Genomic DNA, 25083 nt, shown 5'->3' with positions numbered 1-25083 from the left:
TCAGAACGGAATCGCCAGCGAAAAATGCAGTTGTACGCTGCCGGTGCGTTCGCCATAGGCGAGATCGGCGCCGATCGGCCCGGCCGGGCTGCGCCAGCGCGCGCCGAGGCCGTAGCCGACGGCCATTTTGAGGTTTTCCAGGGCGTCGACCGCATCGCCGGCATCGACGAAGGCGGCGATGCCCCAGCTATCGCTCAGCCAGTGCGTGACTTCGGCGCTGGCGATGGCGAGGTAGCGGCCGCCGACCACGGCGTTGCCTTCGCGGATGCCCAGGCTCTGGTAGGCGTAGCCGCGCACCGAGCCGGTACCGCCGGTGCGGAACAGGTAATCCTGCGGGATGCCCTGGCGCGAGTCGGCGACGGTGTAGCCGATTTCGCCGCGCAGGGTCAGCGTGTCCTGCCGGCCGAGCGGGATGAACTGCTGGTAGCGCCCGTGCAGGCGGACGAAGTTGCGGTCCGACAGCGCCGCCTTGGCGCCGCCGCCGACCTGGCCCTGGAGGACGAGACCTTCGTGCGGGTCGAGCACGCTGTCGACGCGGCGCCAGGTCCACATCACGTTGGGCACCAGCGCCTGGCTGGTACTTTCGGCGGCGCCTTCCGGCTCGCGTCTTTCCGTCTGCCAGCTCAGCGACGTGCGCTGTTCGAGGCGGCCGCGCTGCTGCACGTCCTGCGCGCCGAAGGCGTAGCGGCTGGTGCGCAGGCTCTGGATGTCGGTGTTTTCCAGCATCAGGCCGAAGCTGTTGCGGTGCTGGCGCTCGCTCGGCGGCAGGAAAATGTCGGCGTAGGCGGTCTGCTTCTTCTGCTCCAGGCGCAGGCCGCTGTCGAATTCCCAGGCGCGGTTGAAGGCGTCCGGCGTGTGGTAATTGGCTTCGACGCGGGCGCCGGTGTTAGAGCTGAAACCGACGCCGAAGGCGACGCGGTGCGGCGCCCGCTCGCGCACGTGGACGACGACCGGGGCCGTGGCGATGCCGTCGGTGACGCTGGCCTCGGCGGTGTCCAGCGTCGCCTGCACCGAGGCGAAGTAGGGCGTCGCGAGCAACGTTGTCTGCAAGGCGTTCAACTGCGCTTCACGGTAGGGCTGGCCGGCGTGCACGCTGCGGTTGTAGCGCTCGACCAGTTCCGGCGTGTAGCGCTGCAGGCCCTCGACGCGCAAGGCGCCGAAACGATAGCGCGGCCCGGCGTCGTAATGCGCGCGCAGTTGCGCCTGGTGGCTCTCGGCATCGATCTCGGCCTGGCTGTCGAGCAGCTTGGCGTCGGCATGCTCGACCGCGAGCAGCTCGGCCAGCACCTGCTGCTTGGCTTCGTTCCAGTCTTCCTGACGAAAGGGCTGGCCGACCGGCAGGCGCCAGTCGGCGCGCAGGGCGGCGAGGGCTTTGGCCTCGACCGGGCCGTCGACCGTCAGGGCGACTTGGCTGATGGTCGTACGTGGGCCGGAATCGAGTTGCAGGCGCAATTCATTGTCGCTCTCGCTGAATTCGAATTGCGGCGCGAAATAACCCTCGGTGGCGAGGATCTCGCCGAGCTGGGCCTGCAGTTTCAGGCTGCTGCCGGCTTCTTCCGGCAACCACGGGCGGAGCAGGCGCTCGATGGCGTCCGGCGCCTGCAGCACAAGCTCATTCGCCCCGGCCGGCAGGGCAAGGGCGAGCAGGAGCGGCGGCAGCAGGCGACGGAAATTCGGAATCGGCACGCCGCCAGTTTACCCGCCTGGCGCGGTGTCGACCGCTGGCCGTGGCGGCAACAGGAAACTGCGCGGCTGGCGCCGGAAACGGCGGCCGATGGCGCGCAACAGCAGACCCCAGTGGCCGAACTGGATGCGACGGGCACCGAGCGCGGTGCGCAGCGCCAGCGCAAAGCTGACCGCGAGATTGGTCAGGCCGATCGCGGCAATGCCGAGTGCCGCCCAGAACACCGCCTGCAAGGGCAGTTCGAACTGGAAGCCGACCAGCGCGTAGCCGAGGTTGGCCGACGAAAAGGCGATGTGGCGAATGTCGAGCGGCAGGCCGAGGATGGTGCCGATGACGCCGGTCGAACCGAGCATGCAGCCGAACAGGAAGTTGCCCATGATGCCGCCCAGGCGTTCCTGGATGTAGTCGCCGACACGTGTCGCGCGCGCCTCGCCGGCGAGGTGCTTGAGCCAGCGCAGGCGGCCGATGCGCCGGCCGACGTCGGCATAGGCCGCCTGGTTGTCGAAATAGCCGGTGATCAGGCCGGACAGGAACAGGTAGAAACCGGCAATCGCCGCGTGCGGCAGGGCCCAGCTCAGGAGATCGAGATCGGCCAGCAGGTGGGCGCCTTTGTCCGTGCTGATCACCGGCGTACCGAGCAGTCCGCCGAGTCCGGCGCCGAGCGCGATGGCGACCGGCAGCGCGATCATGACGTTGCCGGCAATCGCCGCCAGCTGGCTGCGGCTGACCGCGGCGACGACATCGACCATGCGTTCGAGATCGGCGCTGCGGTTCGGCTTGAGATCGCCGAGCAGGCCGGCCAGCGTCTGCGCCGTCATCGCCGGCTGCTTGGTGGCGACAGTCATGCCGAGCAGGAAGATGACGACGAAGCCGAGGCCGTAGATCATGCTGAACAGGAAGGCCTCGACGAAGAGCGGTGCGTGCAGCCCGGCGGTGAAGATCTTGAGCAGCGCCATGCCGCCGATCAGCACGCCGGCGCCGGCCGCCGAACGCCACATGCCGCGGTAGTCGGCAGCGGTCTCGCAGATGTAGTGCTCGCCCGAATGCGCGGCGTTTTCGGTGATGCGCACAGCGAGCAGGCTGGACAACTGGCTCAGGTAATAGCGCAGGCTGTTGCGCCGGTTCTCGGCGAGCAGCGCCGCGCCGGCGAATTCTGCCCAGGCGTCGAGCGCGGCATGGCGACCGGTCGACGTGCCGGCGGCGGTCAAAATGGCGACCAGCTCGTGCAGGCGCCGCAGGCTCTGCTCGCTGCGCGTCAGGATGTAGGTCAGGTGCAGGCTGGTGCCGACCGTGAGCGCGCGCTTGCGGATGCGCTGCAGGGTGTCCAGGCACTGGTCGGCGATGACCAGCAACTGGCTGCCGTCGTCGCCGGGTTGGTCCGGATCGTCGAGCGCGGCGCGCAGGCCGTTGGCGAAATCGAGCGCTTCCGCCGAGAGGGCGATGAAGCGTGGCCGGTCGTCATCGAAGCCGGGCGAGGCGCGCATCAGCTCGCTCTCGACGCCGAGGCCGCTGACCCGGTGAGCGAGCAGCAGCACGGCATCGAGCATCTGTTCCTGGATGGCGCGCCAGTCCACGCGACGCAATTCGCGCGACGGCGCGAGCAGCGCCCAGAAGCGCTCGCCGAGTTCGGGCGGGATCTGTTCCAGCCAGCGCCAGTCGTCGCTGCGTTCATAAATGATGTGCAGGCAATCCTTGAGGCGGCGCTCGTCGGGCACTTCCGGCAGGATGCGATTGCCGAGGATGCGCCACCACTCCGAGAAAAAGCCGGTGCCGGGCAGGATGCCGCTGTCGGTGAAAAAGGTCATCAGCCGGCGGCTGGCGACGAAGTGCACAAGATGGCCGATCACCGCGGCGCGCAGTTCGGCGTCGTCCTCCAGGCGTTGCAGCAGGCGTGCGTGGCGTTCGACATGGCCGCTATCGCCGTGCCCTTGCGGGCGCAGGGCGGCGACCAGGCGACGCACCAGTTCGAGCGGCTCGGCCGCGGGGTCGAGAAAGGCGACGAGGGCGCGTTCGAGGGCGAGGTCAGGATCGGGCCGGGGGGCAAACAGGCCGCGGAAAAGTTTGCTCAGTGCAGCCATTGGGCGCGGATTTCCATTCTTGTGCCGGATGAGTATGCCCCGATCTTAGCGGACCGACCGAAAAAGGGGGTAACGGCGCGTTACCGCGCTCAGGCAATAACAAAGCGTCATGGAGAATGGTCGTTTCGGCTTACAATACGCCGTCTAAATTCACTCACCGGGATAATCTTATGATCAAGAACATCGCCAAGAATTCACTCGTTTTCGCCCTGCTGGCCGGCATCGGCTTCTCTGCTGTTGCCCAGGAACGTGTTTACGCCATCGACCAACGCGACACCGTCGTCAAGAGCGGTTTCGGCCTGTGCTGGCGTGATGGCTACTGGACCCCGGCTGCTGCCGCCAAGGACAAGGCCGGTTGCGAATGCGACAAGGACCTGCTGCCGGCTGAAGCCTGTGCCGCCCCGGCCGCCAAGGGCGCCGCTGCTGCTCCGGCCGTTGCCGGTGTGAAGCCGTCCGGTGAAAAGATCACCGTCGCTGCCGACGCCCTGTTCGACTTCAACAAGGCTGTCCTGCGCCCCGAAGGCAAGGCCAAGCTCGACGACGTCGTTGCCAAGTCCAAGGCCATCAAGCTCGAAGTGATCCTGGCCGTTGGCCACACCGACCGTATCGGTGGTGATGCCTACAACCAGAAGCTGTCGGAAAAGCGCGCTGCTGCCGTCAAGGAATACCTGGTTGCCAAGGGTATCGAAGCCAACCGTGTTTACACCGAAGGCAAGGGCGAAAAGCAACCGGTTACCGGCGACAAGTGCAAGGGCAATGCCAAGACCAAGGCTCTGATCGACTGCCTGCAGCCGGATCGTCGCGTTGACATCGAAGTCATCGGCACCAAGTAAGCTGCCGACGCTTCAGCAAAAGCCCCGCGCCGCGGGGCTTTTTTATGACCATGGATTTCCTCGCATGTTTGCCAGTCATCGCCTCCTTCGTTCCCTGATCTTCTGCCTGCTTGCCGGTGCAAGTCTCGCCCAGGCGAGCGATGCGCCGCCCCGGCCGCGCATCGGCCTGGTGCTGGGCGGCGGCGGGGCGCGCGGTGCGGCGCATATCGGCGTGCTCGAAGTGCTGGAGAAACTGCGCGTGCCGGTCGATTGCGTGGCCGGCACCAGCATGGGGGCGCTGGTCGCCGGCTCCTACGCGGCCGGCATGGCGCCCGGCGTGATGCGCGACAACCTGGCGCGGGCGGACTGGAACGACATGTTTGTCGACAATCCGGAATACTCGGAGATGAGTTACCGCAACAAGCTGGTGTCGCGCAACTTCCTGCCCGGTTCCGAATCCGGCGTCACGGCCGATGGCGTGCGCTACCAGCCGGGCGTCGTCGCCGGCCAGAAGATCAAGCTCTTCTTCAACCATCTGGTGCGCGCCAATCAGGGCGAGCGCAGCATCGAGGAGTTGCCGCTGCCGCTGTCGATCATCGCCACCGACATCGGCACCGGCGAGCGCGTCGTCTTCCGTGACGGGCCGCTCAGCAGCGCGATGCGCGCCAGCATGTCGGTGCCCGGCCTGCTCGCGCCGCACGATGACAAGGGGCGCAAGCTGGTCGATGGCGGCTTGGTCGACAACGTGCCGATCGGCGAGGCGCGCGAGCGCTGCCAGGCCGACGTGGTGATCGTGGTCAATGTCGGCTCGCCGCTGCTCAAGCCCGAGGAGGTCGGTTCGCTGCTCACCGTCTCGGCACAGATGGTCAATATCCTGACCGAACAGAACGTCAGCCGCTCGCTGGCCACGCTGAAATCTGGCGACATCTACATCAAGCCCGACCTGCAGGGCTTTACCGCCGGCGACTTCTCGCGCAACGGCGAGATCGCCGATCGCGGCCGCGCCGCCGCCGAAGCCATGGCACCACAACTGGCCCGCCTGGCGCTTGATGCGCCGGCCTACGCCACGTGGTGGAAGGGCATCGAAGTGGCCAGCCGCGTCTCGCCGCGCATCGACGCGGTCGAGATCGTCGGTCTCGGCCGGGTCAATTCGGCGATGGTCGAGCGCCACCTGCATGTCGAGCCGGGGCAGACCATCCGGCCGTCCGAAATCAATCGCGACCTGTTGCGCATGTACGGCGACGGCTATTACGAGCGGGTCGATTACACCGTGCTCAGCCAGCGTGAGCGCACCATTCTGCGCGTCATGCCGGTGGAAAAGAGCTGGGGGCCGGATTACCTGCGTTTTGCCGTCAATCTCAATGCCGACAACAGCCAGGGCTCGACCTTCGGACTGCGCCTCGGTTATCACAAGACCTGGCTGAATTCCCTGGGCGGCGAACTGCTGGTGACCGGCGATATTGGCTCGACCAACCGGGTTGCTGCCAGTTTTCACCAGCCGCTCGATGTGCGGCAGCGCTACTTCATCGAGACGACGGGCAGCATCGAGCAGTCGCGCTTGAATATTTATGAAGACGATCAGCGCATCGCGCAGTACCGGCAAACCAACAACCAGCTCGGTCTCGCCATCGGCGCCAACATTGGTCTGCTCGGCCAGGTCAGCCTGGGTTGGGAGGTGCACAAGCGGCGTTTCGACCGCGACATTGGCGCGCCTTCTTTGCCCTCGGCTGAATCGCGTTTCGGTGGCTGGAAGGCTGCGCTCGATTTCGATCAGTTCGACCGCATGTATTTCCCGACCCGCGGCTGGGCGGCGAAGGCGAGTTACTTCGATTCGGCGAGCGCCGGCTATGCGCGGGCCGACCTTGACCTGAGCGCCGCCTACGCGCTGGGCGGCACCGTGTTCAACGGCCGCGTCAGTTACACCGGTTCGCCGCAGGGCCGCCTGCCGGTATTCGACGCGGCGCGCCTGGGCGGTTTCCTCAACCTGAGCGCTTACGCGCCGAACCAGATCATGGGTGACGACATCCTCTACGCCGGCCTGCGCGCCGAACAGATCGTCGGCAGCCTGCCGCTCGGCCTGCGCGGCGACATGCGGGTCGGGATCGCGATCGAGGCGGCGCAGGTCGGCACGCGCTACACCGAGACGCAGCGCAATGGCCTGCTCGACTCGTTCTCCCTCTATTTCGGCGGGCAAACGCCGCTTGGTCCGGCCTACCTGGGTTTCGGCTACTCGACGAGCAAGGTGTCCAATATTTTCCTCTTCGTCGGCAAGCCCTGACTGCGGTCGGGGCGGCCGGCTGGCATACTGCTGCCTTACTGTTTCCCGGAGAAATTCATGCGTGCACGTTTCCTGATGATTCTGGCCGCCGGCCTGCTGTGGACCGGTCTGGCACTGGCCCGTGTCGATCTCAACAGCGCCGGTGTCGAAGAGCTTGACGGCCTGAAGGGCATCGGCCCGGCCAAGGCGCAGGCGATTGTCGATTACCGGCGCCAGCATGGCCCGTTCAAGTCGGTCAGCGACCTGCGCCAGGTGCCCGGTATCGGCGAAAGTACATTGCAGGGCCTGCGCCGCGACGTAACGGTCAATCCCGCTGCGGCAACGCCTGCCCCGGCCCGGCGCGAGCTGGCACCCGTGCCGCCGCCGCGCAGCGAACCCAGTCTCGCCCCGGTCATGCCGCGCAGCGCCCCGGCGCCAGCCCGCCCGGCGATGCCGCAGGCCGGCAGCCGGCCGGCCGTACCGGCCACGGTTGCCGCTGAAGCACCGCGCCCGGCCGCCCCGGCTCGCCCCGCCCAGCCGGGCAAGGCTGCCGAACCGGGCAGCATGGCCGCTCCCGCGCCGCAGTCCGCCGCTCCGGCCCGCCCGGCGATGCCCGGCAAGGCGCAAGCCGCGCCGGCAAGCTCGGCACCGAGCATTGCCAAACCGGCTGCCCCTGCGGCGCCGGCCCGTCCCGCCATGCCGGGCAAGCCGGCTTCGGTCGCGCCGCCGGCGCATCCAGTCGCACCCGCCGGTGCTGCGCCGGCCCATCCGGCGGCGCCAGCGCGTCCCGCCGCTCCGGCGCGGCCGGCAGCGGTCAACTGACTTTTTTCGGCCTTTTCCAATTTTCAACATGAGTTCGTTGCTGCTCTGCGCCACCACCCGCCTCGCCCAGACCCGGCGCAGCCAGCGCCCGGCTGATGCCGCGGTATGGCTGACGCCGCAGGCGCTGACTGTCGGTCAGTGGCTGGCGCAGCTTGCCGACGAGGCGCTGCTCTGTGGCATCGCCGAACTGCCGCTGGCGCTCGATCCCTTCGCCGAACGCCTGCTCTGGGAGGCGGTGATCGCTGCCGGGCTGGACGATGCCGCGGCACCGCTCTTCGACATTCAGGGCATGGCCGCTTCGGCGGTCGAAGCGCAGGCTCTGGCGCGCATCTGGCAGATCGACCCGGCTGGCGCGCAGTCCGACGAGGCGCGCCTGTTTGCCGGCTGGCAGGCGGAGTTTCTCAAGCGCTGCCGCGCCGGCGGCTGGATCGACCTGGCCGGCCTGCAGTTGCAGGTGATCGGCCTGATCGAGGCCGGTCATTTCGCTCTGCCGGCCAGCGTCGCGTTTGCCGGTTTCGACCGCTACACGCCGCTCGAAAAGCGCCTGATGGCAGCGCTCGCGGCGCGTGGCTGCGCAGTTGAAAATGCCCCGAAAAATCCGGTCGACCGCAGCGAACAACAGGTTTTCGCCGCCGCCGACAGCAGCGCCGAATGCGCCGCCGTCGCCGCCTGGGCCGGCGAGCAACTGGCGGCCAACCCGGCGGCTCGCCTCGGCATCGTCGCGCCCGATCTGGCCAGCGTGCGCGACCGCCTCGAATTCATGCTCGACGATCTGCTGCATCCGGCGCTGATTCGCCCCGAGGCGGCTGAAACGCCGCGTCGTTTCAACTTCTCGCTCGGCCGGGCCCTGGCCGACCTGCCGCTGATCCGCACCGGCCTCGACTTGCTGGCGCTCGGCAGCGGCCGCGCCAAGCTCGAACAATCCCGTCTTTCGGCCTTGCTGCTCGGCGGCGGCTGGTCGGCCGCCGAAATGGAAGCCGACGGCCGTGCCCGCCTCGATGCCGCGCTGCGCCGCGACCTGCCGTATTTCACGACCTTGCCGGCCTTGCTCCGGCTGGCCGAGCGCCTGGCGGAGCAGGAACCGGCGCTCTGCCCGCGCAGCACGGCGGCGCTGCAGGCTTTCGTTGAAGCGGCCGGCAACGCGCCGCGCCGCCAGTTGGCCGGTCAGTGGGCGCTCACCTTCCGGCAGGCCTTGCAGGCGGTCGACTGGCCCGGCGAGCGCGAATTGTCCAGCCACGAATTCCAGGCGCGGCGCGCCTTCGGTGAAGTGCTCGACGGCTTCGGCCGCTTCGACGCGCTGCTCGGGCCGCTGACTCAGAGCGAAGCGGTGCGCCGCCTCAGCCAGCTCTGCCGGCAGCGCATCTTCCAGCCGGAAACGCGCGGCCAGCCGGCGATCCAGGTGCTCGGCGTGCTCGAAAGCGCCGGCCTCGGCTTCGATGCGCTGTGGGTCATGGGCATGAACGACGACCTGTGGCCGCCGCCGCCGCGGCCCAATCCTCTGCTCCCGGTCGAGGCGCTGCGCGCCGCGGGAGCGGCGCACGCCAGCGCCGAGGTCGAGCTCGATTTCGCGACGCGCGTCCAGGCCCGCCTGGCACTTGCCGCGCCCGTGGTCAATTATTCCTGGGCGCGCGCCGACGGCAACCGCGTGCGTCGGCCGAGCCCGCTGCTTGCCGGCCTGCCGGAAGGCGACGCCTGCCCGCAACTGCCGCCCAGCCTGGCGCGACAGCAGGCAGCGACGGCCGGCGCCGATCTCGAACAACTGGCCGACCACGCCGCGCCGCCGGTCGGCGAGGGCGAAAAGGTGGCCGGCGGCAGTTGGCTGCTGCGCGCCCAGGCGATCTGCCCGGCCTGGGCCTATTACCAGTTCCGCCTCGGCGGCGCGGCGCTCGACGAAGCGGTCGAAGGCCTCGACCCGGCGGCGCGCGGCACGCTGGTGCACGAAGCGCTCGAAGCCTTCTGGTCGGAAGTGCGCAGTTCCGATGCCTTGGCCGCGCTCGGCGAAAGCGGCCAGCGCGCCGCGGTCGCCGCCGCCGTCCAGCAGGCGCTGACGCATTTCGAACTGGAACGCCGCCTGACTTTGCCGGCCCGTTTCCGCGAACTGGAAGCGGCGCGCCTGGAAAAGCTGCTCGCCGTCTGGCTGGCGCTCGAGGCCAAACGCGGCGTCGCTTTCGAAGTCATCGCCTGCGAGGAAGAGGCGATCGTCGAGATCGAGGAAATCCGCGTCAAAATGATCGTCGACCGTATCGACCGCCTGGCCGACGGCCGCCAGATCATCATCGACTACAAGACCGGCGCCGCCATCGATTTCAAGAACTGGGCCGCGGCCCGCATCACCGAGCCGCAACTGCCGATCTACGCCGCGCTGGTCAATGAAGACGTCGCCGCCGTCGTCTTCGCCAAGGTCCTGCCCGACAAGCCCGCCTTTGCCGGTGTGGCCGACGCAAAGGACATTCTGCCCGGCGTCCAGGGCATCGGCGACGAAAAACAGAAGGTCTTCGACCCGGCCGAATTCCCCGACTGGATCGCCGTCATCACCCACTGGCGCGAGGCGCTGCACGCCGTCGCCCGCGAAGTGAAAGCCGGTCGCGCCGGCGTCGTCTTCGCCGACGAAAAGGCCCTGCAATACTGCGAAGTCCTGCCCCTGCTGCGCCTGCCCGAACGGCGCCGGCTGCTCGCGGCGGCGCGGCATGCGGTGGAGGCATGATGCGGCGGCCGCTCTCTCAAATCATTTCGTTCCTGTCGTACTCATGATCCTGCCCTTCACCTCTCTCGCCTGTCCGCTCGACGGCGCGCCGCTGCGCAGCCAGGGCGCCGCCTGGCGCTGCGCCAACGCGCACAGTTTCGACATTGCCGCCCAGGGGTATGCCAACCTGTTGCCGGTGCAGCAGAAGCGTTCGCGCGATCCCGGCGACAGCAAGGAAATGGTCGCGGCGCGCCGGCGCTTCCTGAATGCCGGGCATTACCAGCCGATTGCCGCCGCCGCGGCGCGCGCCGTGCTCGTCGACCTGCCGGTCGAGCGCACGGCCTGCTGTCTCGATGCCGGTTGCGGCGAAGGCTATTACCTGCGCCAGTTGGCCGCTGCCGTGCCGGAGGCGCAACGCGTCGCGCTGCTCGGCCTCGATATTTCGAAATGGGCGGTGCTCGTCGCCGCCAAGCAGGACAAGCAGCCGACCTGGCTGGTCGGCACCAATGCGCGCCTGCCGGTGCAGGCCGGCACGCTCGACCGCGTGCTGTGCATGTTCGGCTTCCCGGTTTATGCCGAGTTCGCGCGCGTCCTCAAGGCGGGCGGCGAGTTGCTGCAGGTCGATGCCGGGCCGGATCACCTGCGCGAATTGCGCGAAATCATCTACCCGACCTTGAAGCCGGAGCGCCCGGTCGACTCCACGCCGCCGCCCGGCTTTGCCGAACTGGCGACGGAAAGCCTGCGCTACACGCTGCAACTCGATGGCGCCGAACAGATTGCCGACCTGCTGGCGATGACGCCGCATCTTTATCGCGCCAGCGCCGAGGGCCGGGCACGCGCGGCGGCGCTGACGGCGCTCAGCCTGACCGTCGATGTCCGGCTGACGCGCTTTGCCAAGGCCGGCTGATCTTGCGGAAAATGCCATGAATCCAGCGGTCGACCGTCTAGAACAGGACAAAAGCGCGCGCCTGCGCGCCCTCGATCTCGCCTCCTTCATCGTCGAGGCGCCGGCCGGGGCCGGCAAGACCGAACTGCTGACGCAGCGCTACCTGCGCCTGCTCGCCGTCGTCGACAACCCGGAAGAAGTGCTGGCGCTGACCTTCACCAACAAGGCGGCGACCGAGATGCGCGACCGCATCCTGGGCAGCCTCGAAGTCGCGGCGGCCGGCGTCATGCCGGAAGCGGCGCACAAGCAGCTGACCTTCGGCCTGGCGCAGCAGGTGCTGGCGCACGACCGCAAGCTGGCCTGGAGCCTGCTCGGCCATCCCGGCCGCCTGCGCATCACCACGCTCGACGCGCTGTGCGCCAGCCTGGCGCGCCAGATGCCCTATCTCAGCCGCTTCGGCGCGCAGCCCGGCGTCGCCGACGATGCCGAGGCGCATTACGCGACCGCCGCCCGGCGCACACTGGAAATGCTCGAAGGCGAGGGCGCCGAAGCCGAGACGGTGGCGCAGGCGCTCGCCTTCATGGACAACAATGCCGGTCGCCTCGAACGCCTGCTGATCGCCATGCTCGGCCGGCGCGACCAGTGGTTGCACCACGCGACGCGCATCGAGAACGGCGAGATGCAGGCCGAGGTCGAAGCCGGCTTCGCGGCGCTGGTCGAGCGCGATCTGGCCGAAGTCGCCAGCCGGCTCGACGGCTACTGGCAGCAGCGCCTGATGCCGCTTGCCCGTTTCGCCGCGGCCAACGTGCCGGAGATACTCGCACCGCTGCTCGACTGGGAACTGACGCTGACGGCGGATATCGCCGACCTGCCGACCTGGCAGGCGCTCGGCAATTTGCTGCTGACCGGCACCGGGACGCTGCGCAAGGCGCTGACCAAGAACATCGGCTTCCCGGCCGGCAAGGAATTCGCGGCGCAAAAGGCGGCGATGGGCGAACTGCTCGAAGAACTGGCCGGCCTGCCCGGTCTCGAGGAAAAGCTCGGCCTGCTTGCAGGCATGCCGCAGCCGGAACTGAGCGACGCCGAATGGGCCACCGTCGAATGCTTCTCGCGCCTGCTGCGTCTCGCCGCCGGCCAGTTGTGGCTGGCTTTCCAGGAAATTGGCGAGGTCGATTTCATCGAGATCGCGGCGCGCGCCGGCCTGGCGCTCGGCGAGGACGAGGCGCCGACCGATCTGGCGCAGGCGCTCGATTACCGCATCCGCCACCTGCTGGTCGACGAATTCCAGGACACCAGCCCCGGCCAGGTCGGCCTGATCGAAAAGCTGACCCGCGGCTGGATGCCGGATGACGGCCGCACGCTGTTCGTGGTCGGCGACCCGATGCAGTCGATCTACCGCTTCCGCAAGGCCGACGTCGGACTCTTTTTGCGCGTGCGCGAGCGCGGCATCGGCGACATCCGCCTCGAACACCTGCAGTTGTTCCGCAACAACCGCTCCTTCCCTGGCATTGTCGACTGGGTGAATACGGCCTTCCCGACCATCTTCCCGGCTGCCGACAGCCCCGAGGCCGGCGCCGTGCGCTATGCTGAATCGGCGGCGACCCGGCCGGCGCACACCGACAGCGGCGTCGTCGTGCACCCGGTGATTGCCGACGTCGACAACGATCCCGCACTCGACGAAGCGCGCTGCGTCCTCGACCTGATCCGCACCGCGCGCCGTGATTACCCGGCCGAGCGCATCGCCGTGCTGGTCCGGGCGCGCAGCCATCTCGACGCACTCGTCGCGGAAATCCGCCGCAGTGCGCCCGACTTGCGTTTCCAGGCCGTCGATATCGAAGGTCTCGATGGCCGCCAGCACATCCAGGACCTGCTCACCCTGTTCCGCGCCCTGCAGCATCGCGCCGACCGCGTGTACTGGCTGGCGCTGCTGCGCGCCCCGTGGTGCGGCCTGACCCTGGCCGATCTGCATGCGCTCGCCGCCGACGACCGGAAGCAGACCGTCTGGCAATTGATGCACGACGAAAACCGCCTGGCGCGGCTGTCGACCGATGGCCGACAGCGCCTGCTGCACGTTCGTGAAATCCTGGCTTTGGCCTTCGCGCATCGCGCCCGGCAGCATCCGCGGCGCTGGCTGGAAGGCGTCTGGTTGATGCTGGGCGGGCCGCGCTGTCTGGAGGCGCCGGAAGCGCTGAATGACGTCGAGGCCTTCTTCCTGCTCGTCGACAAGCTGGTCGCGGCGCGCAGCCTGAGTGCCGAAACGCTGGCCGCACAGGCCGCCGAACTCTACGCGCCGGCCGATCCGCTCGGCGACGCGGTGCAGATGATGACCATCCACAAGTCGAAAGGCCTGGAATTCGAAACGGTCATCCTGCCCGGCCTGCACCGTGAAACCGGCATGAACGAAAGCAGCCTGCTGCTCTGGGACGAAGTCGCCGGCCCGGACGGGCGCGAGCACCTGCTGGTCGCGCCGCTCAAGCAGAAGGGCGCCGGCAGCAACGCGGCGAGCGCCTACGACTATCTCAAGAAGCTGGAAAACGAACGTGCCGGGCACGAAGACGAGCGCCTGCTCTACGTCGCCGCGACGCGCGCCATTCGCCGTCTGCATCTGCTCGGCGTCGCCGTTGCCGACGACGCCAAGGATGACGGCCTCAAGCCGCCGGCCGCCGGCAGCCTGTTGAAACTGCTCTGGCCGGGCGTCGCGCAGGCGCCGTTCGCCGCCGCGCTGGCCAGCCGGGTGGTGGCACCGGCAGCGGTCGACCTGCTGAATCCGGCCGAATTCGCGCCGCCCCTGTTGCGTCTGCGCGATTGCACGCCGGCCGCGGCGCTGCACTTGCCGGAAGGCGCCGTGCGTCCGGCCGGCAATGCGCTCGATGCCGACGCCACGGCCAGCGAGCTGTCGCTCGAAGCCTCGGTCGGCACGCTGGTGCATCGCTGCTTCGAACTGATCGTCGGTCAGGGCCTGGCGGCCTGGCCGCTTGAACGTATCGCGCCGCTGGCGCCGGCCTGGCGGCGCTGGCTGCAGGCACAGGGGCATGGCGACGCCGCAGCCGCATCGGGCGCGGCGGAAGCGGTGCAGGCCGTGCAGGCGACGCTGGCCAGCGAGGACGGGCGCTGGGTGCTCGCCGGGCATGATCAGGGTGCTGCCGAACAGGCATGGAGCAGCCTGCGCGACAACCAGACGGTCAACCACGTCATCGACCGCATTTTCATCGCCGACGGCGTGCGCTGGATCGTCGATTACAAGACCGTGCGCCTGGCGCCGGGCGAAGATGTCGATGCCGCGCTGCGTCTGCGTGCCGAAGGTTTCCGGCCGCAACTGGCGCGCTACGCGGCGCTCTTCGCCGGCCAGGAAATGCCGCTGCGCCTGGCGATCTATTTCCCCGTGCAGGCCCGCCTGCAGATCCTGCCGGATCTGACACAATGAGTGAGGCTGCCGGTTATACTTTCGTCGTAGTTTTGCTGGCGCAGCCCTGGCCACCAGAAAATCATGCCCTGGCATCCGGGCCGAGCAGGCGCCACGGGATGCCTCTGTTCGAGGCTGTTTGCCATTTTCACCGGATCGATTGATGCGCTTGGCTTTCCTTCTCCTGTTGCTGTGTTTTTTCCGGAGCGTTTCGGCCCAGCCGACGATGCCCGCCGAGTTGCGTGTCGGCCTGGCCTTCTTCTCAGCGCAGGGCAAGGCGTCGGTGCCGCCGGTTGGCCGGGTGCGGGCTTTCAACGAAGAGCAGGCCCGGGAGATCTGTCGCCGGATCAACGTGGTCTGTCGGGTCGAGCACATGCCGTTTGCCGACATGTTGCCCGCTGTCGAAGCCGGGCAGCTTGATCTCGCTTTCGGTTTTTATCTGCGCACGCCGGAGCGCGAGCAGCGGGTTGCTTTCAGCGACTCGATCGGGAATTCCTCGTCGCGCCTGCTCGGTACCGTTGAAGGCAATCGGCGCCTGACCAGCCGCTTTGGCCAGGCGATTCAACTCGATCACCTGCGTGATGTCCGCCTGGCGGCGATTGCCGGCTCGCAGCAGGCGACGCATATCGAAGCGCTGCCGGCCGCGCAGCGCCTCAAATTGATACAGGCCAGGAGCATGACGGAGGTGCTGGCGCTGTTGCGTGAGGGCAAGGTCGATCTGTGCCTGGTGCCCATGTTGTTTGCCTTCGACAGTCTGCAGAATCAGGAAGTCGGGCGCTTCGAGTTCGTCGGTCCGGCGATGATGGATGGCGGCCTCGGCGGCAGTGTGCATATCCTGCTGCCGAAGAATCGCGAACCCTTGCGCCTGGCAGTCAATCAGGCGCTGACGGCAATGCGCTCGGATGGCTCCTATCATCGCTTGATCCGGCGCCATTTCCCGTTCAACCTGGATTGAGGCGATGCATGTGAACCTGAATCCTTTCCCCGCCTTGCACGGCATTCGCGCCAGCCGCGCCTTTGCCCTGCTCGCCGGCCTGTTCGTGCTGACCTTCGGGATCATGGTCGTGCTGCTCGGCCTGGATCAGCAACGCGTACTCGACGCAACCAGCCGCCTGCAGGATGCAACGGTGCCGGAAATCGTTCGCTACCAGCGTCTGGCGCGCAATCTCGAACAATTGCGCCTGGAGGGCGAGCGGGTGTTTACCGCGGCAACGCCGCAGGCCCGGCAGCAGGCGATGTTCGTCGTGATGCTGGTCGCCAGTCACCCGAGCGTGCTGGAGGATGCCGAGTCGGCGACGCTGGCGCGCGAGACGGAACGTTTCCTCAGCGACCTGCTGCATCGCGGGGCGAGCGATGCCAGCGTCTTTGCGACCTATTACGGCGAGTGGCAGCGTCTGGCGGCCCGTCTCAGCGTGCGGGTCGATGATGTCGCGATCCAGGGCATCAACCTCGCCAATGCCGATCTCAACGACGTTGCCGCGATCATGCGACTCGCCGGCTACAAGCTGGCCGGGGCGCTACTGCTGGTCGGGCTGTTCCTGCTGATTTTCCTGTTCTTGCTGCGCCGCCACCTGATCCACCCGCTGCAGCGCATCGACCGTGAACTGTCGCACCTCAGCGTCGACCAGCCGGCGCCGACTTTCGAGCCGTCGGCGATGCGTGAAATTCACGCGGTCGAGGAGGCGATCGGCGAGTTGCACGCTTCACTGATGCAGAACGAGCAGGCGCGTTTCGCGCTCGAGGAACTGGCCAACAAGGATGCCTTGACCGGCTTGACCAACCGCCGGCATTTCCAGTTGCTGGGGCATGCCGAAGTGCTGCGCGCCCAGCGCTACCAGCGCCCGGTCACGGTCGGCATGGCCGATCTCGACAACTTCAAGCATCTCAACGATACCTACGGGCATGCCGCTGGCGATGCCGTGCTGCGTGCCGTTTCCCAACTGATGCGCGACAGCTTCCGTCAGTCCGACCTGATCGCGCGCTACGGCGGCGAGGAATTTGCCTTCCTGTTCCCGGAAAGCACGTTGGCCGAGGCCTACATCCAGGCCGAGCGCCTGCGCCAGCGCTGTGCCGGGAACGATGTCACGCTGCCCGATGGGCGCGTGCTGCGGGTGACGATGAGCATCGGCCTGGCCGATGCCAGCGCCGCATCGCTCGAAGTGTCACTCAACCGTGCCGACGATGCGCTCTACGAAGCCAAGCGTAACGGTCGCAACCGGGTCGTCCTGGCGCCCGGTCTGGCCCCGGCGCAGGAGCAGGGGGCCTTAGCCCTTTCGGTCGAGTAGCGGTTTCAGGAAGCGGCCGGTGTGGCTGGCCTTGCATTTGGCTACCGTCTCCGGCGTGCCGGCGACCAGGATGCGGCCGCCGCCGTCGCCGCCTTCCGGCCCGAGGTCGACCAGCCAGTCCGCCGTCTTGATCACGTCCAGGTTGTGCTCGATGACGACCACGGTATTGCCGTTATCGGCCAGGCGCTGCAGCACGGAAAGCAGCATTTCGATGTCCTGGAAATGTAGACCGGTGGTCGGCTCGTCGAGGATGTACAAGGTGCGGCCGGTGTCGCGCTTGGAGAGTTCGAGCGCCAGTTTGACGCGCTGCGCCTCGCCGCCCGACAGCGTCGTCGCCGACTGGCCGAGCGTGATGTAACTCAGGCCGACATCGACCAGGGTCTGCAGCTTGCGCGCGATGACCGGCACCGCATCGAAGAACTCGCGCGCCTGCTCGACGGTCATGCCGAGGATGTCGTAGATGTTCTTGCCCTTGTACTGCACTTCCAGCGTCTCGCGGTTGTAGCGCTTGCCGTGGCAGACGTCGCAGGGGACGTAGATGTCGGGCAGGAAATGCATCTCGACCTTGATCATGCCGTCGCCCTGACAGGCTTCGCAGCGCCCGCCCTTGACGTTGAAGCTGAAACGGCCCGGCCCGTAGCCGCGGGCGCGCGATTCCGGCACCTGTGCAAAGAGGTCGCGGATCGGCGTCAGCAGGCCGGTGTAGGTCGCCGGGTTGGAGCGCGGCGTGCGCCCGATCGGCGCCTGGTCGACGTTGATCACCTTGTCGAACAGGTCGAGGCCGACGATTTCCTGGTGCGGTGCCGGTTCCGTCGTCGAGCCGTAGAGATGGCGCGCCGCTGCGGCATACAGCGTGTCGTTGATCAGCGTCGATTTGCCGGAGCCGGAAACGCCGGTGATGCAGGTGAGCAGGCCGCCGGGGATTTCCAGCGTGACGTTCTTCAGATTGTGGCCACTGGCGCCGACCACTTGCAGCATTTTGTCCGGGTTGACCGGTCGACGCGTTTTTGGGGCACGAATTGACCGGCGGCCGGAAAGGTAATCGCCGGTCATCGACAGCGGGTTGGCGGCGACCTCGGCCGGCGTGCCCTGAGCGACCACGGCGCCGCCGTGGATGCCGGCGCCGGGGCCGATGTCGACGACGTAGTCGGCGGAGCGGATGGCGTCCTCGTCATGCTCGACGACGAGCACCGAGTTGCCCATGTCGCGCAGGTTGCGCAGGGTTTGCAGCAGGCGGTCGTTGTCGCGCTGGTGCAGGCCGATCGAGGGTTCGTCCAGCACATACATGACGCCGGTCAGGCCCGAGCCGATCTGCGAAGCCAGCCGGATGCGCTGCGCCTCGCCGCCCGACAGCGTTTCCGCCGAGCGTTCCAGGCACAGGTAATCGAGGCCGACGTTGATCAGGAAGGACAGCCGCGCCGTGATTTCCTTGAGGATCTTGTCGGCGACCTGCGCCTTGTTGCCGGTCAGTTCGAGACAATTGAAGTAGTTGCGCGCCTCGCCCAGCGGCAGGCGGCTGATTTCGTGCAGGGTCTTGCTGCCGACGCGCACATGCCGCGCCTCGACGCGCAGGCGGGTGCCGGCGCAACTCGGGCAGCTCTGGTTGCTGATGTATTTCGAGAGTTCCTCGCGCACCGCCTGCGAATCGCTGCCGCGGTAACGTCGCTCGAGGTTGGGGATGATGCCCTCGAAACTGTGGCTGCGGTCGAAGCGCGTGCCCTTGTCGTTCTGGTAGCGGAAGTTGATCTCGGTCTTGCCCGAGCCGAACAGGATCAGGTTGCGGGTCTCGTCGGAAAGTTGCTCAAAAGGCGTGTCGACCGAGAAGCCGTAATGATCGGCAATCGATTCGATGATCTGGAAGTAGAACTGGTTCTTCTTGTCCCAGCCGCGGATCGCGCCGCCGGCCAGCGAGGCGGCCGGGTTGGTGACGACACGCTTGGGGTCGAAGAACTGGATGACGCCCAGGCCGTCGCACTTCGGGCAGGCGCCCATCGGGTTGTTGAACGAGAACAGGCGCGGTTCCAGCTCCTGCAAGGCAAACGAGCAGACCGGGCAGGCGAACTTGGCGGAGAACATGTACTCCTTCGCCGTGTCCATCTCGAGAGCGATGGCGCGGCCCTCGGCATGGCGCAGCGCCGTCTCGAAGGATTCGGCGAGGCGCTGGCGCATGTCGTCGCGCACCTTGAGGCGGTCGACGACGACATCGACATTATGTTTCTGCGACTTGGCGAGCTTGGGCACATCGTCGATTTCATAGACCGTGCCGTCGACGCGCACGCGCGCAAAACCCTGGGCGCGCAGCTCGGCGAACAGGTCCATCTGCTCGCCCTTGCGGTTGGCGACGACGGGTGCCAGGATCATCAGCTTGGTTTCGGCCGGCAGCGCGAGCACGGTATCGACCATCTGCGACACGGTCTGCGCTTCGAGCGGCAGGTTGTGGTCCGGGCAGTAAGGCGTGCCGGCGCGGGCGTAGAGCAGACGCAGGTAATCGTGGATTTCGGTGACGGTGCCGACCGTCGAACGCGGATTGTGCGAAGTCGCCTTCTGCTCGATGGAAATCGCCGGGCTCAGGCCTTCGATCAGGTCGACGTCGGGCTTTTCCATGAGCTGCAGGAACTGGCGCGCATAGGCCGACAGCGATTCGACATAGCGGCGCTGGCCTTCCGCGTACAGCGTGTCGAAAGCCAGCGACGACTTGCCCGAGCCGGACAACCCGGTGATCACGATGAGCTGGTCGCGCGGCAGATCGAGATTGATGTTCTTCAGATTGTGCGTGCGCGCGCCACGAATGCGGATGCTTTCCATCGCTGTTCTATTCTCGGTTGGAGAAGGGAGACTATACGCAAAACCCGCTAGGCTTGCACGAGATACTGTATGAAAAAACAGCTTAGCCGACGTGGGGCTGGTTAGCAAGGTGGCTCCAGGCGCACCGGCGTCGGTGAAATACTTCGTTTGGCTGATGAGGGGGAGTGAGTGTTCAGCATTCCAACATGCGTGCATGTAGTTGGGATACTTTTGCAAATGGCTTTGCCAAGTCGTGACGAATACCGATACCGAAATGAAGAAGGCCCGGCAGGTTTCCCTGCCGGGCCGGATTCGGTCGTCACCCGAAGGTGACACCTTATTGTAGCAACGGCTCTCACCCCGGAAAGCTACATGGCGTTATTCTACGCACTTCGAATAACAAACCGCAAATCATGAGTGCGACATATACCATCGGACTGGACATCGGCATCGCCTCGGTAGGCTGGTGCGTTCTCGGCGAGACTCACATTCTCGATTTGGGAGTCAGGGCTTTCGACAAGGCCGAAACCGCGAAGGAAGGCGAATCGCTAAACCTTGCCCGGCGCAGTGCCCGCCTGATGCGGCGACGTTTGTTCCGGCGGGCATGGCGTTTGAAGAAGCTGGCCCGGCTGCTGAAAAATGAAGGCCTGATCGCCGATACGAAACTATTCAAACCCGAACAACCTTTCTCGAATTCGCTCTGGCAACTGCGCGTCGACGGCCTTGACCGACTGCTTAACAACGAAGAATGGGCGCGCGTTATTTACCACTTGTGCAAGCACCGTGGCTTTCACTGGATCAGTCGTGCCGAAGCCAAGCAGGCTGAAGGCGACAGCAAGAGCGAAGGCGGCAAGGTGAAACAGGGTTTGGCGGGGACGGCCAAGCTGATGGACGACAAGGGTTATCGCAGCACGGCCGAAATGGTCGTCAATGAATTTGTGAAGCTGCAACTAGACAGTAGCGGGCAGCTCAAACTGGATACTCAAGGAAATCCCATCCCTCGGGGCGCTGCGCGCAACAAGCAAGGCGAATACACCAAAGCACTGTCGCGGGAACTGCTCGCCAAGGAACTGGCCCTGATATTCGCCAAGCAACGTGAATACGGCAATCTGCATGCGTCGGCTTCTCTTGAAAATACCATTCTCGGCAACGGCGACAAAAAAAGCGGCTTGTTCTGGCAGCAAAAACCTGCACTGGCTGGCGTCGATCTGCTCAAGATGCTCGGCGCTTGTACGTTTGAGAAAACTGAATACCGTGCACCAAAGGCCAGTTTTACCGCCGAACGTCATGTCTGGCTGACGCGCCTGAACAATCTACGTATCGTTACCGACGGCGTCGCCCGCCAACTCACTGAGCAAGAACGGCAACTCGCTTTGTCCTTGCCATACCGACAAGCAGGCGACCTCACCTATAAACAGCTTGGCACGGCACTGATCAAAGCCGGATTGCTGGAAGCCGGCAGTTTCAAATTCATCGGCCTCGCCTACCCGACTGAGGCACAAAAGGCCGAAGGCAAGGCCAAAGACCCGGAATCGGCCACGCTGGTGAAAATCCCGGCCTGGCAAGAACTCCGGCAAACGCTCACCAAAGCCGGCCTCGATGATGAATGGGAAAAGCTGTCGGGGGACGCGCTGTGCGGTCAACCGGGACTTTTCGACCAAATTGCCTGGGTAGTGAGTGTTTATAAGGACGATGACGAGGTCCGCACTGAACTTGCCAAACTGACGCTCCCAAGCGCAGAAGCCCTGATCGAAGCCCTGCTCAACATCCGTTTCGACAAGTTCCACGCCTTGTCGCTGAAAGCCTTGCGCGCCATCGTGCCACACATGGAAAAAGGCCTGCGCTACGACGAAGCCTGCGTACAGGCCGGCTATCACCACAGCCAGTTGCACAAGGTCGGCGAAGGCGAACACAAATATCTGCCGCCGCTCTACGACGGGCGCGACAAGGATGGCCGGATGATCTTCGCCGAGAATGCCGACATTCCGCGCAACCCGGTTGTTCTGCGTTCGCTGAACCAGGCGCGCAAGGTGGTCAATGCCATCATTCGCCGCTATGGCTCACCGTCGGCGGTGCATATCGAAATGGCCCGCGATCTGTCACGGCCATTCGATGAGCGCAACAAGATCAAGAAGGAGCAGGAGGAGTACCAAGCAAGAAATCAGCGCGACCGGGAACAATTCATCGAGCTATTCGGCCATCCGCCCAAAGGTCTTGAGTTCGAAAAATGGCGCCTGTACCGGGAACAGAACGGCCAGTGTGCCTACTCGCAAAAGCCCCTCGCATTCTCGGGCGATGTCGCTGAAATCTTCCTTGATGGCTCGACCGAAATCGACCACGCACTCCCCTATTCGCGCAGTTTCGACGACAGCAAGAACAACAAGGTTCTGGTGCTGACCAGCGAGAATCGCGACAAGGGCAATCGCACCCCTTACGAATATCTGGGTGGTGCCGAGAACAGCGAACGCTGGCAACGCTTCGTTTCCTTCGTCGAATCGAACAAAGCCTATCGGCTGGCCAAGCGTACCCGGCTGCTGCGCAAGGATTTCGGTGCCAAGGAATCCGAAGAGTTTCGCGAACGCAACCTGAACGACACCCGCTACGTTTGCCGCTTCTTCAAGAACTACGTCGAACAACACCTGAAACTCGCCGAGGGCAGTGAAGCCAAACGCTGCGTCGTCGTTAGCGGCCAACTGACCAACTTCCTGCGCGCCCGCTGGGGACTGCTCAAAGTGCGTTCCGACAGCGACCGCCACCACGCCCTCGATGCCGCCGTCGTCGCGGCCTGTAGCCACAGCATGGTTCAGCGCCTTTCCAATTACTCGCGCACCCGCGAACTGGAACAGGCGCGTGATGGCTTCGTCGATATCGAAACCGGCGAAATCGTCAATCCGGCCATGCACCAGCAACTGCGCGAACACTTCCCCGACCCGTGGCCCTACTTCCGGCACGAACTCGAAGCGCGCCTGAAAATTGATTCGCCAGAGTTACTGCGCGAAGAAATGGCACGCTTGGGCAGCTACAGCGACGAAGAACTCAAGGCGTTGAAACCGCTATTCGTTTCCCGCGCACCGCAACGCCGCAATGGTGGCGCTGCGCACAAGGACACCATCTACGGTCAACCGGAAAGATTGAAGAGGAAGGGCGGCGTCACGCAGAAGATCGCACTCGCCAATCTGACGCTGAAAGACCTCGACTTGCTCGCCGACCCGCACCGCAACGCCAAACTCTATGGCGCCATCCGCGAACGTCTCGAAGCCCACGGCGGCAAAGGTGACAAGGCATTTACGGCAACGAACCCGCTACGTAAGCCAGACAAGGAAGGCAACCCGACCGGCCCCATCGTTCGTACCGTAACCAAGGTTATCGACAAGCTGTCCGGTATTCCGGTGCGCGGCGGCATTGCCAAGAACGACACCATGCTGCGGGTAGATGTTTTCACCAAGGCGAGCAAGTTCCACCTGGTGCCGGTTTATGTGCATCATCGGGTGACAGGGCTCCCAGATCGGGCGGTTGTGGCGTTCAAGGATGAAGACGAATGGACATTGATTGATGACAGCTTTGATTGGTGCTTTTCGCTATATCCAAATGATCTTGTCCAGATACGTCTCAAGACTGAGAGTTTTTTGGGCTACTACTCAGGAACTGATCGATCTACCGGCGCTGTAAGCATATGGGCTCACGATAGAAATCAGGCGGTTGGAAAAGATGGTTTGATTCGCGGAATTGGCGTTAAAACAGCCCTCAAAATCGAGAAACTCCACGTCGATACCCTCGGCAACATCTACCCCGCCCCTCCGGAGAAACGCCGTGGGCTGGCGTAGTGTGATGATTTCCCGGCCAGCCAAGCTGCGCCGGGAACATTTCTCCCTGGCCATTGAGCAGGAACAGACGGCTTTCGTGCCATTCGAGGACATCGCGATCATTGTCCTCAACCATCGTGAAATCCAACTCACCCACCCGGTCCTCTCCGCCTGCGCAGACTACGGTATCGGCCTTTACGCCACCGGCGACAACCATCAGCCCAATGGTGTTTTCCTGCCGTTTCTCGCGCACTCCCGCACCACGCGCCTGATGCGCAAGCAGATGGAGATTCCCCGACCGCTGGCCAAGCAAGCCTGGGCCAATATCATCCGGCGAAAGATCGAAAACCAGACGGCCGTTCTTCGTTTTTGCGCCAAAAACGGCGTTGACCGTATGGATTCCTATGCCCGACGCGTGCGTTCTGGCGACACGGAAAACCTCGAAGGCCAAGCGGCTGCGTTTTACTTCACCCAACTTTTCGGCCAGGGCTTTTATCGGGCTGAAGAACGCTGGGCCAATGCCGCGCTCGACTATGGCTATGCCGTGTTGCGCGGAGCCATCGCCCGTGGACTGGTTGCCCACGGCATGCACCCGCCCATCGGCCTCTTCCATGCCAGCGAACAGAATGCCTTCAATCTGGCCGACGACCTGATCGAACCTTTTCGCCCCTTGGTCGACCTGCATGTTGCCAAACACCCTGCCAGCACTGAAGGCGATCTCGCCCCGGATGAGAAGGCAGCATTGGTGGCCTTGCTCAACGTCGATGTCGGCATGCCGCAAGGCAAAATGTCTGCACTTTCAGCCATCGAATACGCCGTCGAAAGCCTCGTTCGGCTCTTCGAGCAAGGCAATAGTGAGTTGGAACTACCCACCTTGATCGGCTTGCACGCTCACAGGCTGGAATGCTGAGGCATGGGACTGGAGACGCGACGCTTCATGCGACTCATCGTCTTTTTTGACCTGCCCATGGTCACCAAAACCGAGAAGCGCGCCTACGTGCAATTTCGCCGGTTCCTGCTCAATGACGGTTATGACATGATCCAGTGGTCCGTCTATGCCCGCCTGCTAAATGGCAACGACGATCACGAAAAACACCTGAAACGCCTGGTCGACAGCCTTCCCCCCGCCGGGTCCATTCGCTGCATGACCGTCACCGAAAAACAATTTGCCGGCATTCGCCTGCTGGTTGGCATGCCGCTTTTTCAGGAAAAAAAGGTTCCGGCGAACCAGATGTTGCTGTTCTGATACCGAAATTTAGCCAAAAAAATTCTCGCCCAGCTAGGCTAGGCGGGAATTTGGGGGCTGTCAGATTGTAGCTTTCCGGGGTGAGAGAGGGAGCTACAACCATGCGAACCAACTAGCAACTCGCCAATAGGATTGTAGCTTTCCGGGGTGAGAGAGGGAGCTACAACAATGACGTTGCGCAGGCGGCGCGTGACCTCGATTGTAGCTTTCCGGGGTGAGAGAGGGAGCTACAACTTTCGGTCAGCTTGTCCATCACTTGCTCCCGATTGTAGCTTTCCGGGGTGAGAGAGGGAGCTACAACAGTGGGAACAATAGAACCCCCCATGCTTTAGATTGTAGC

At 65.1% G+C, this 25083-nt stretch carries 14 protein-coding genes and 1 CRISPR repeat array (1 of these 15 running past the window's edge); of the genes, 11 read left to right on the top strand and 3 right to left on the bottom strand.

What is annotated here, in order from left to right; genetic code table 11:
* Window positions 1-1686 carry an autotransporter assembly complex protein TamA gene (locus KIG99_RS08170; protein WP_226459712.1) on the bottom strand — a complete coding sequence of 562 codons (1686 nt, stop codon included), beginning with the start codon at window positions 1684-1686 and terminating at the stop codon, window positions 1-3.
* Between the two features lie 9 nt (window positions 1687-1695).
* On the bottom strand, window positions 1696-3762 hold the full coding sequence (locus KIG99_RS08165) for a site-specific recombinase (RefSeq protein ID WP_226459711.1): 2067 nt from the start codon (window positions 3760-3762) through the stop codon (window positions 1696-1698).
* Window positions 3763-3932: 170 nt separating this feature from the next.
* On the opposite strand from KIG99_RS08165, the gene KIG99_RS08160 reads away from it, so the two are divergent.
* The 8 genes from KIG99_RS08160 (at window position 3933) to KIG99_RS08125 (ending at window position 16910) form a co-directional block, all read left to right on the top strand.
* Window positions 3933-4595, top strand: a complete 663-nt coding sequence (locus tag KIG99_RS08160) for an OmpA family protein (RefSeq protein WP_226459710.1) — start codon at window positions 3933-3935, stop codon at window positions 4593-4595.
* Window positions 4596-4659: 64 nt separating this feature from the next.
* Complete coding sequence (locus KIG99_RS08155) at window positions 4660-6852, top strand: patatin-like phospholipase family protein (RefSeq protein ID WP_226459709.1); 2193 nt, start codon at window positions 4660-4662, stop codon at window positions 6850-6852.
* 57 nt (window positions 6853-6909) lie between these two features.
* A complete protein-coding gene (locus KIG99_RS08150; RefSeq protein ID WP_226459708.1) occupies window positions 6910-7653 on the top strand; it encodes a ComEA family DNA-binding protein in 744 nt (247 codons plus the stop codon).
* 28 nt (window positions 7654-7681) lie between these two features.
* Window positions 7682-10357 carry a PD-(D/E)XK nuclease family protein gene (locus KIG99_RS08145; protein WP_226459707.1) on the top strand — a complete coding sequence of 892 codons (2676 nt, stop codon included), beginning with the start codon at window positions 7682-7684 and terminating at the stop codon, window positions 10355-10357.
* Between the two features lie 43 nt (window positions 10358-10400).
* A complete protein-coding gene (locus KIG99_RS08140; RefSeq protein WP_226459706.1) occupies window positions 10401-11243 on the top strand; it encodes a putative RNA methyltransferase in 843 nt (280 codons plus the stop codon).
* Between the two features lie 16 nt (window positions 11244-11259).
* On the top strand, window positions 11260-14646 hold the full coding sequence (locus tag KIG99_RS08135) for a UvrD-helicase domain-containing protein (RefSeq protein ID WP_226459705.1): 3387 nt from the start codon (window positions 11260-11262) through the stop codon (window positions 14644-14646).
* 148 nt (window positions 14647-14794) lie between these two features.
* Complete coding sequence (locus KIG99_RS08130; protein ID WP_226459704.1) at window positions 14795-15580, top strand: substrate-binding periplasmic protein; 786 nt, start codon at window positions 14795-14797, stop codon at window positions 15578-15580.
* Window positions 15581-15590: 10 nt separating this feature from the next.
* Window positions 15591-16910, top strand: a complete 1320-nt coding sequence (locus KIG99_RS08125) for a GGDEF domain-containing protein (protein WP_226459703.1) — start codon at window positions 15591-15593, stop codon at window positions 16908-16910.
* Here KIG99_RS08125 and uvrA read toward each other — a convergent pair.
* Window positions 16890-19715 (bottom strand): excinuclease ABC subunit UvrA, encoded by a 2826-nt coding sequence (uvrA, locus tag KIG99_RS08120; RefSeq protein ID WP_226459702.1) that lies wholly within the window; start codon window positions 19713-19715, stop codon window positions 16890-16892. The two genes, KIG99_RS08125 and uvrA, sit on opposite strands and share 21 nt — an antisense overlap.
* A 392-nt stretch (window positions 19716-20107) precedes the next feature.
* Here uvrA and cas9 point away from each other — a divergent pair, with 392 nt between their 5' ends.
* From cas9 to cas2, 3 genes are read left to right on the top strand one after another with little or no spacing between them, the layout of a single operon-like run.
* Complete coding sequence (gene cas9 / locus KIG99_RS08115; RefSeq protein WP_226459701.1) at window positions 20108-23518, top strand: type II CRISPR RNA-guided endonuclease Cas9; 3411 nt, start codon at window positions 20108-20110, stop codon at window positions 23516-23518.
* 4 nt (window positions 23519-23522) lie between these two features.
* On the top strand, window positions 23523-24407 hold the full coding sequence (gene cas1, locus KIG99_RS08110; protein WP_226461801.1) for a type II CRISPR-associated endonuclease Cas1: 885 nt from the start codon (window positions 23523-23525) through the stop codon (window positions 24405-24407).
* Between the two features lie 3 nt (window positions 24408-24410).
* Window positions 24411-24743 (top strand): CRISPR-associated endonuclease Cas2, encoded by a 333-nt coding sequence (gene cas2 / locus KIG99_RS08105; RefSeq protein ID WP_205750593.1) that lies wholly within the window; start codon window positions 24411-24413, stop codon window positions 24741-24743.
* 63 nt (window positions 24744-24806) lie between these two features.
* Window positions 24807-25083: a CRISPR direct-repeat array (repeat unit 37 nt; unit sequence GATTGTAGCTTTCCGGGGTGAGAGAGGGAGCTACAAC); it runs 1568 nt beyond the window's last position.

This window comes from Quatrionicoccus australiensis, from assembly GCF_020510425.1.
Taxonomy (GTDB): Bacteria; Pseudomonadota; Gammaproteobacteria; order Burkholderiales; family Rhodocyclaceae; genus Azonexus; species Azonexus australiensis_A.
This window is presented reverse-complemented; position numbering and strand designations above follow the sequence as displayed.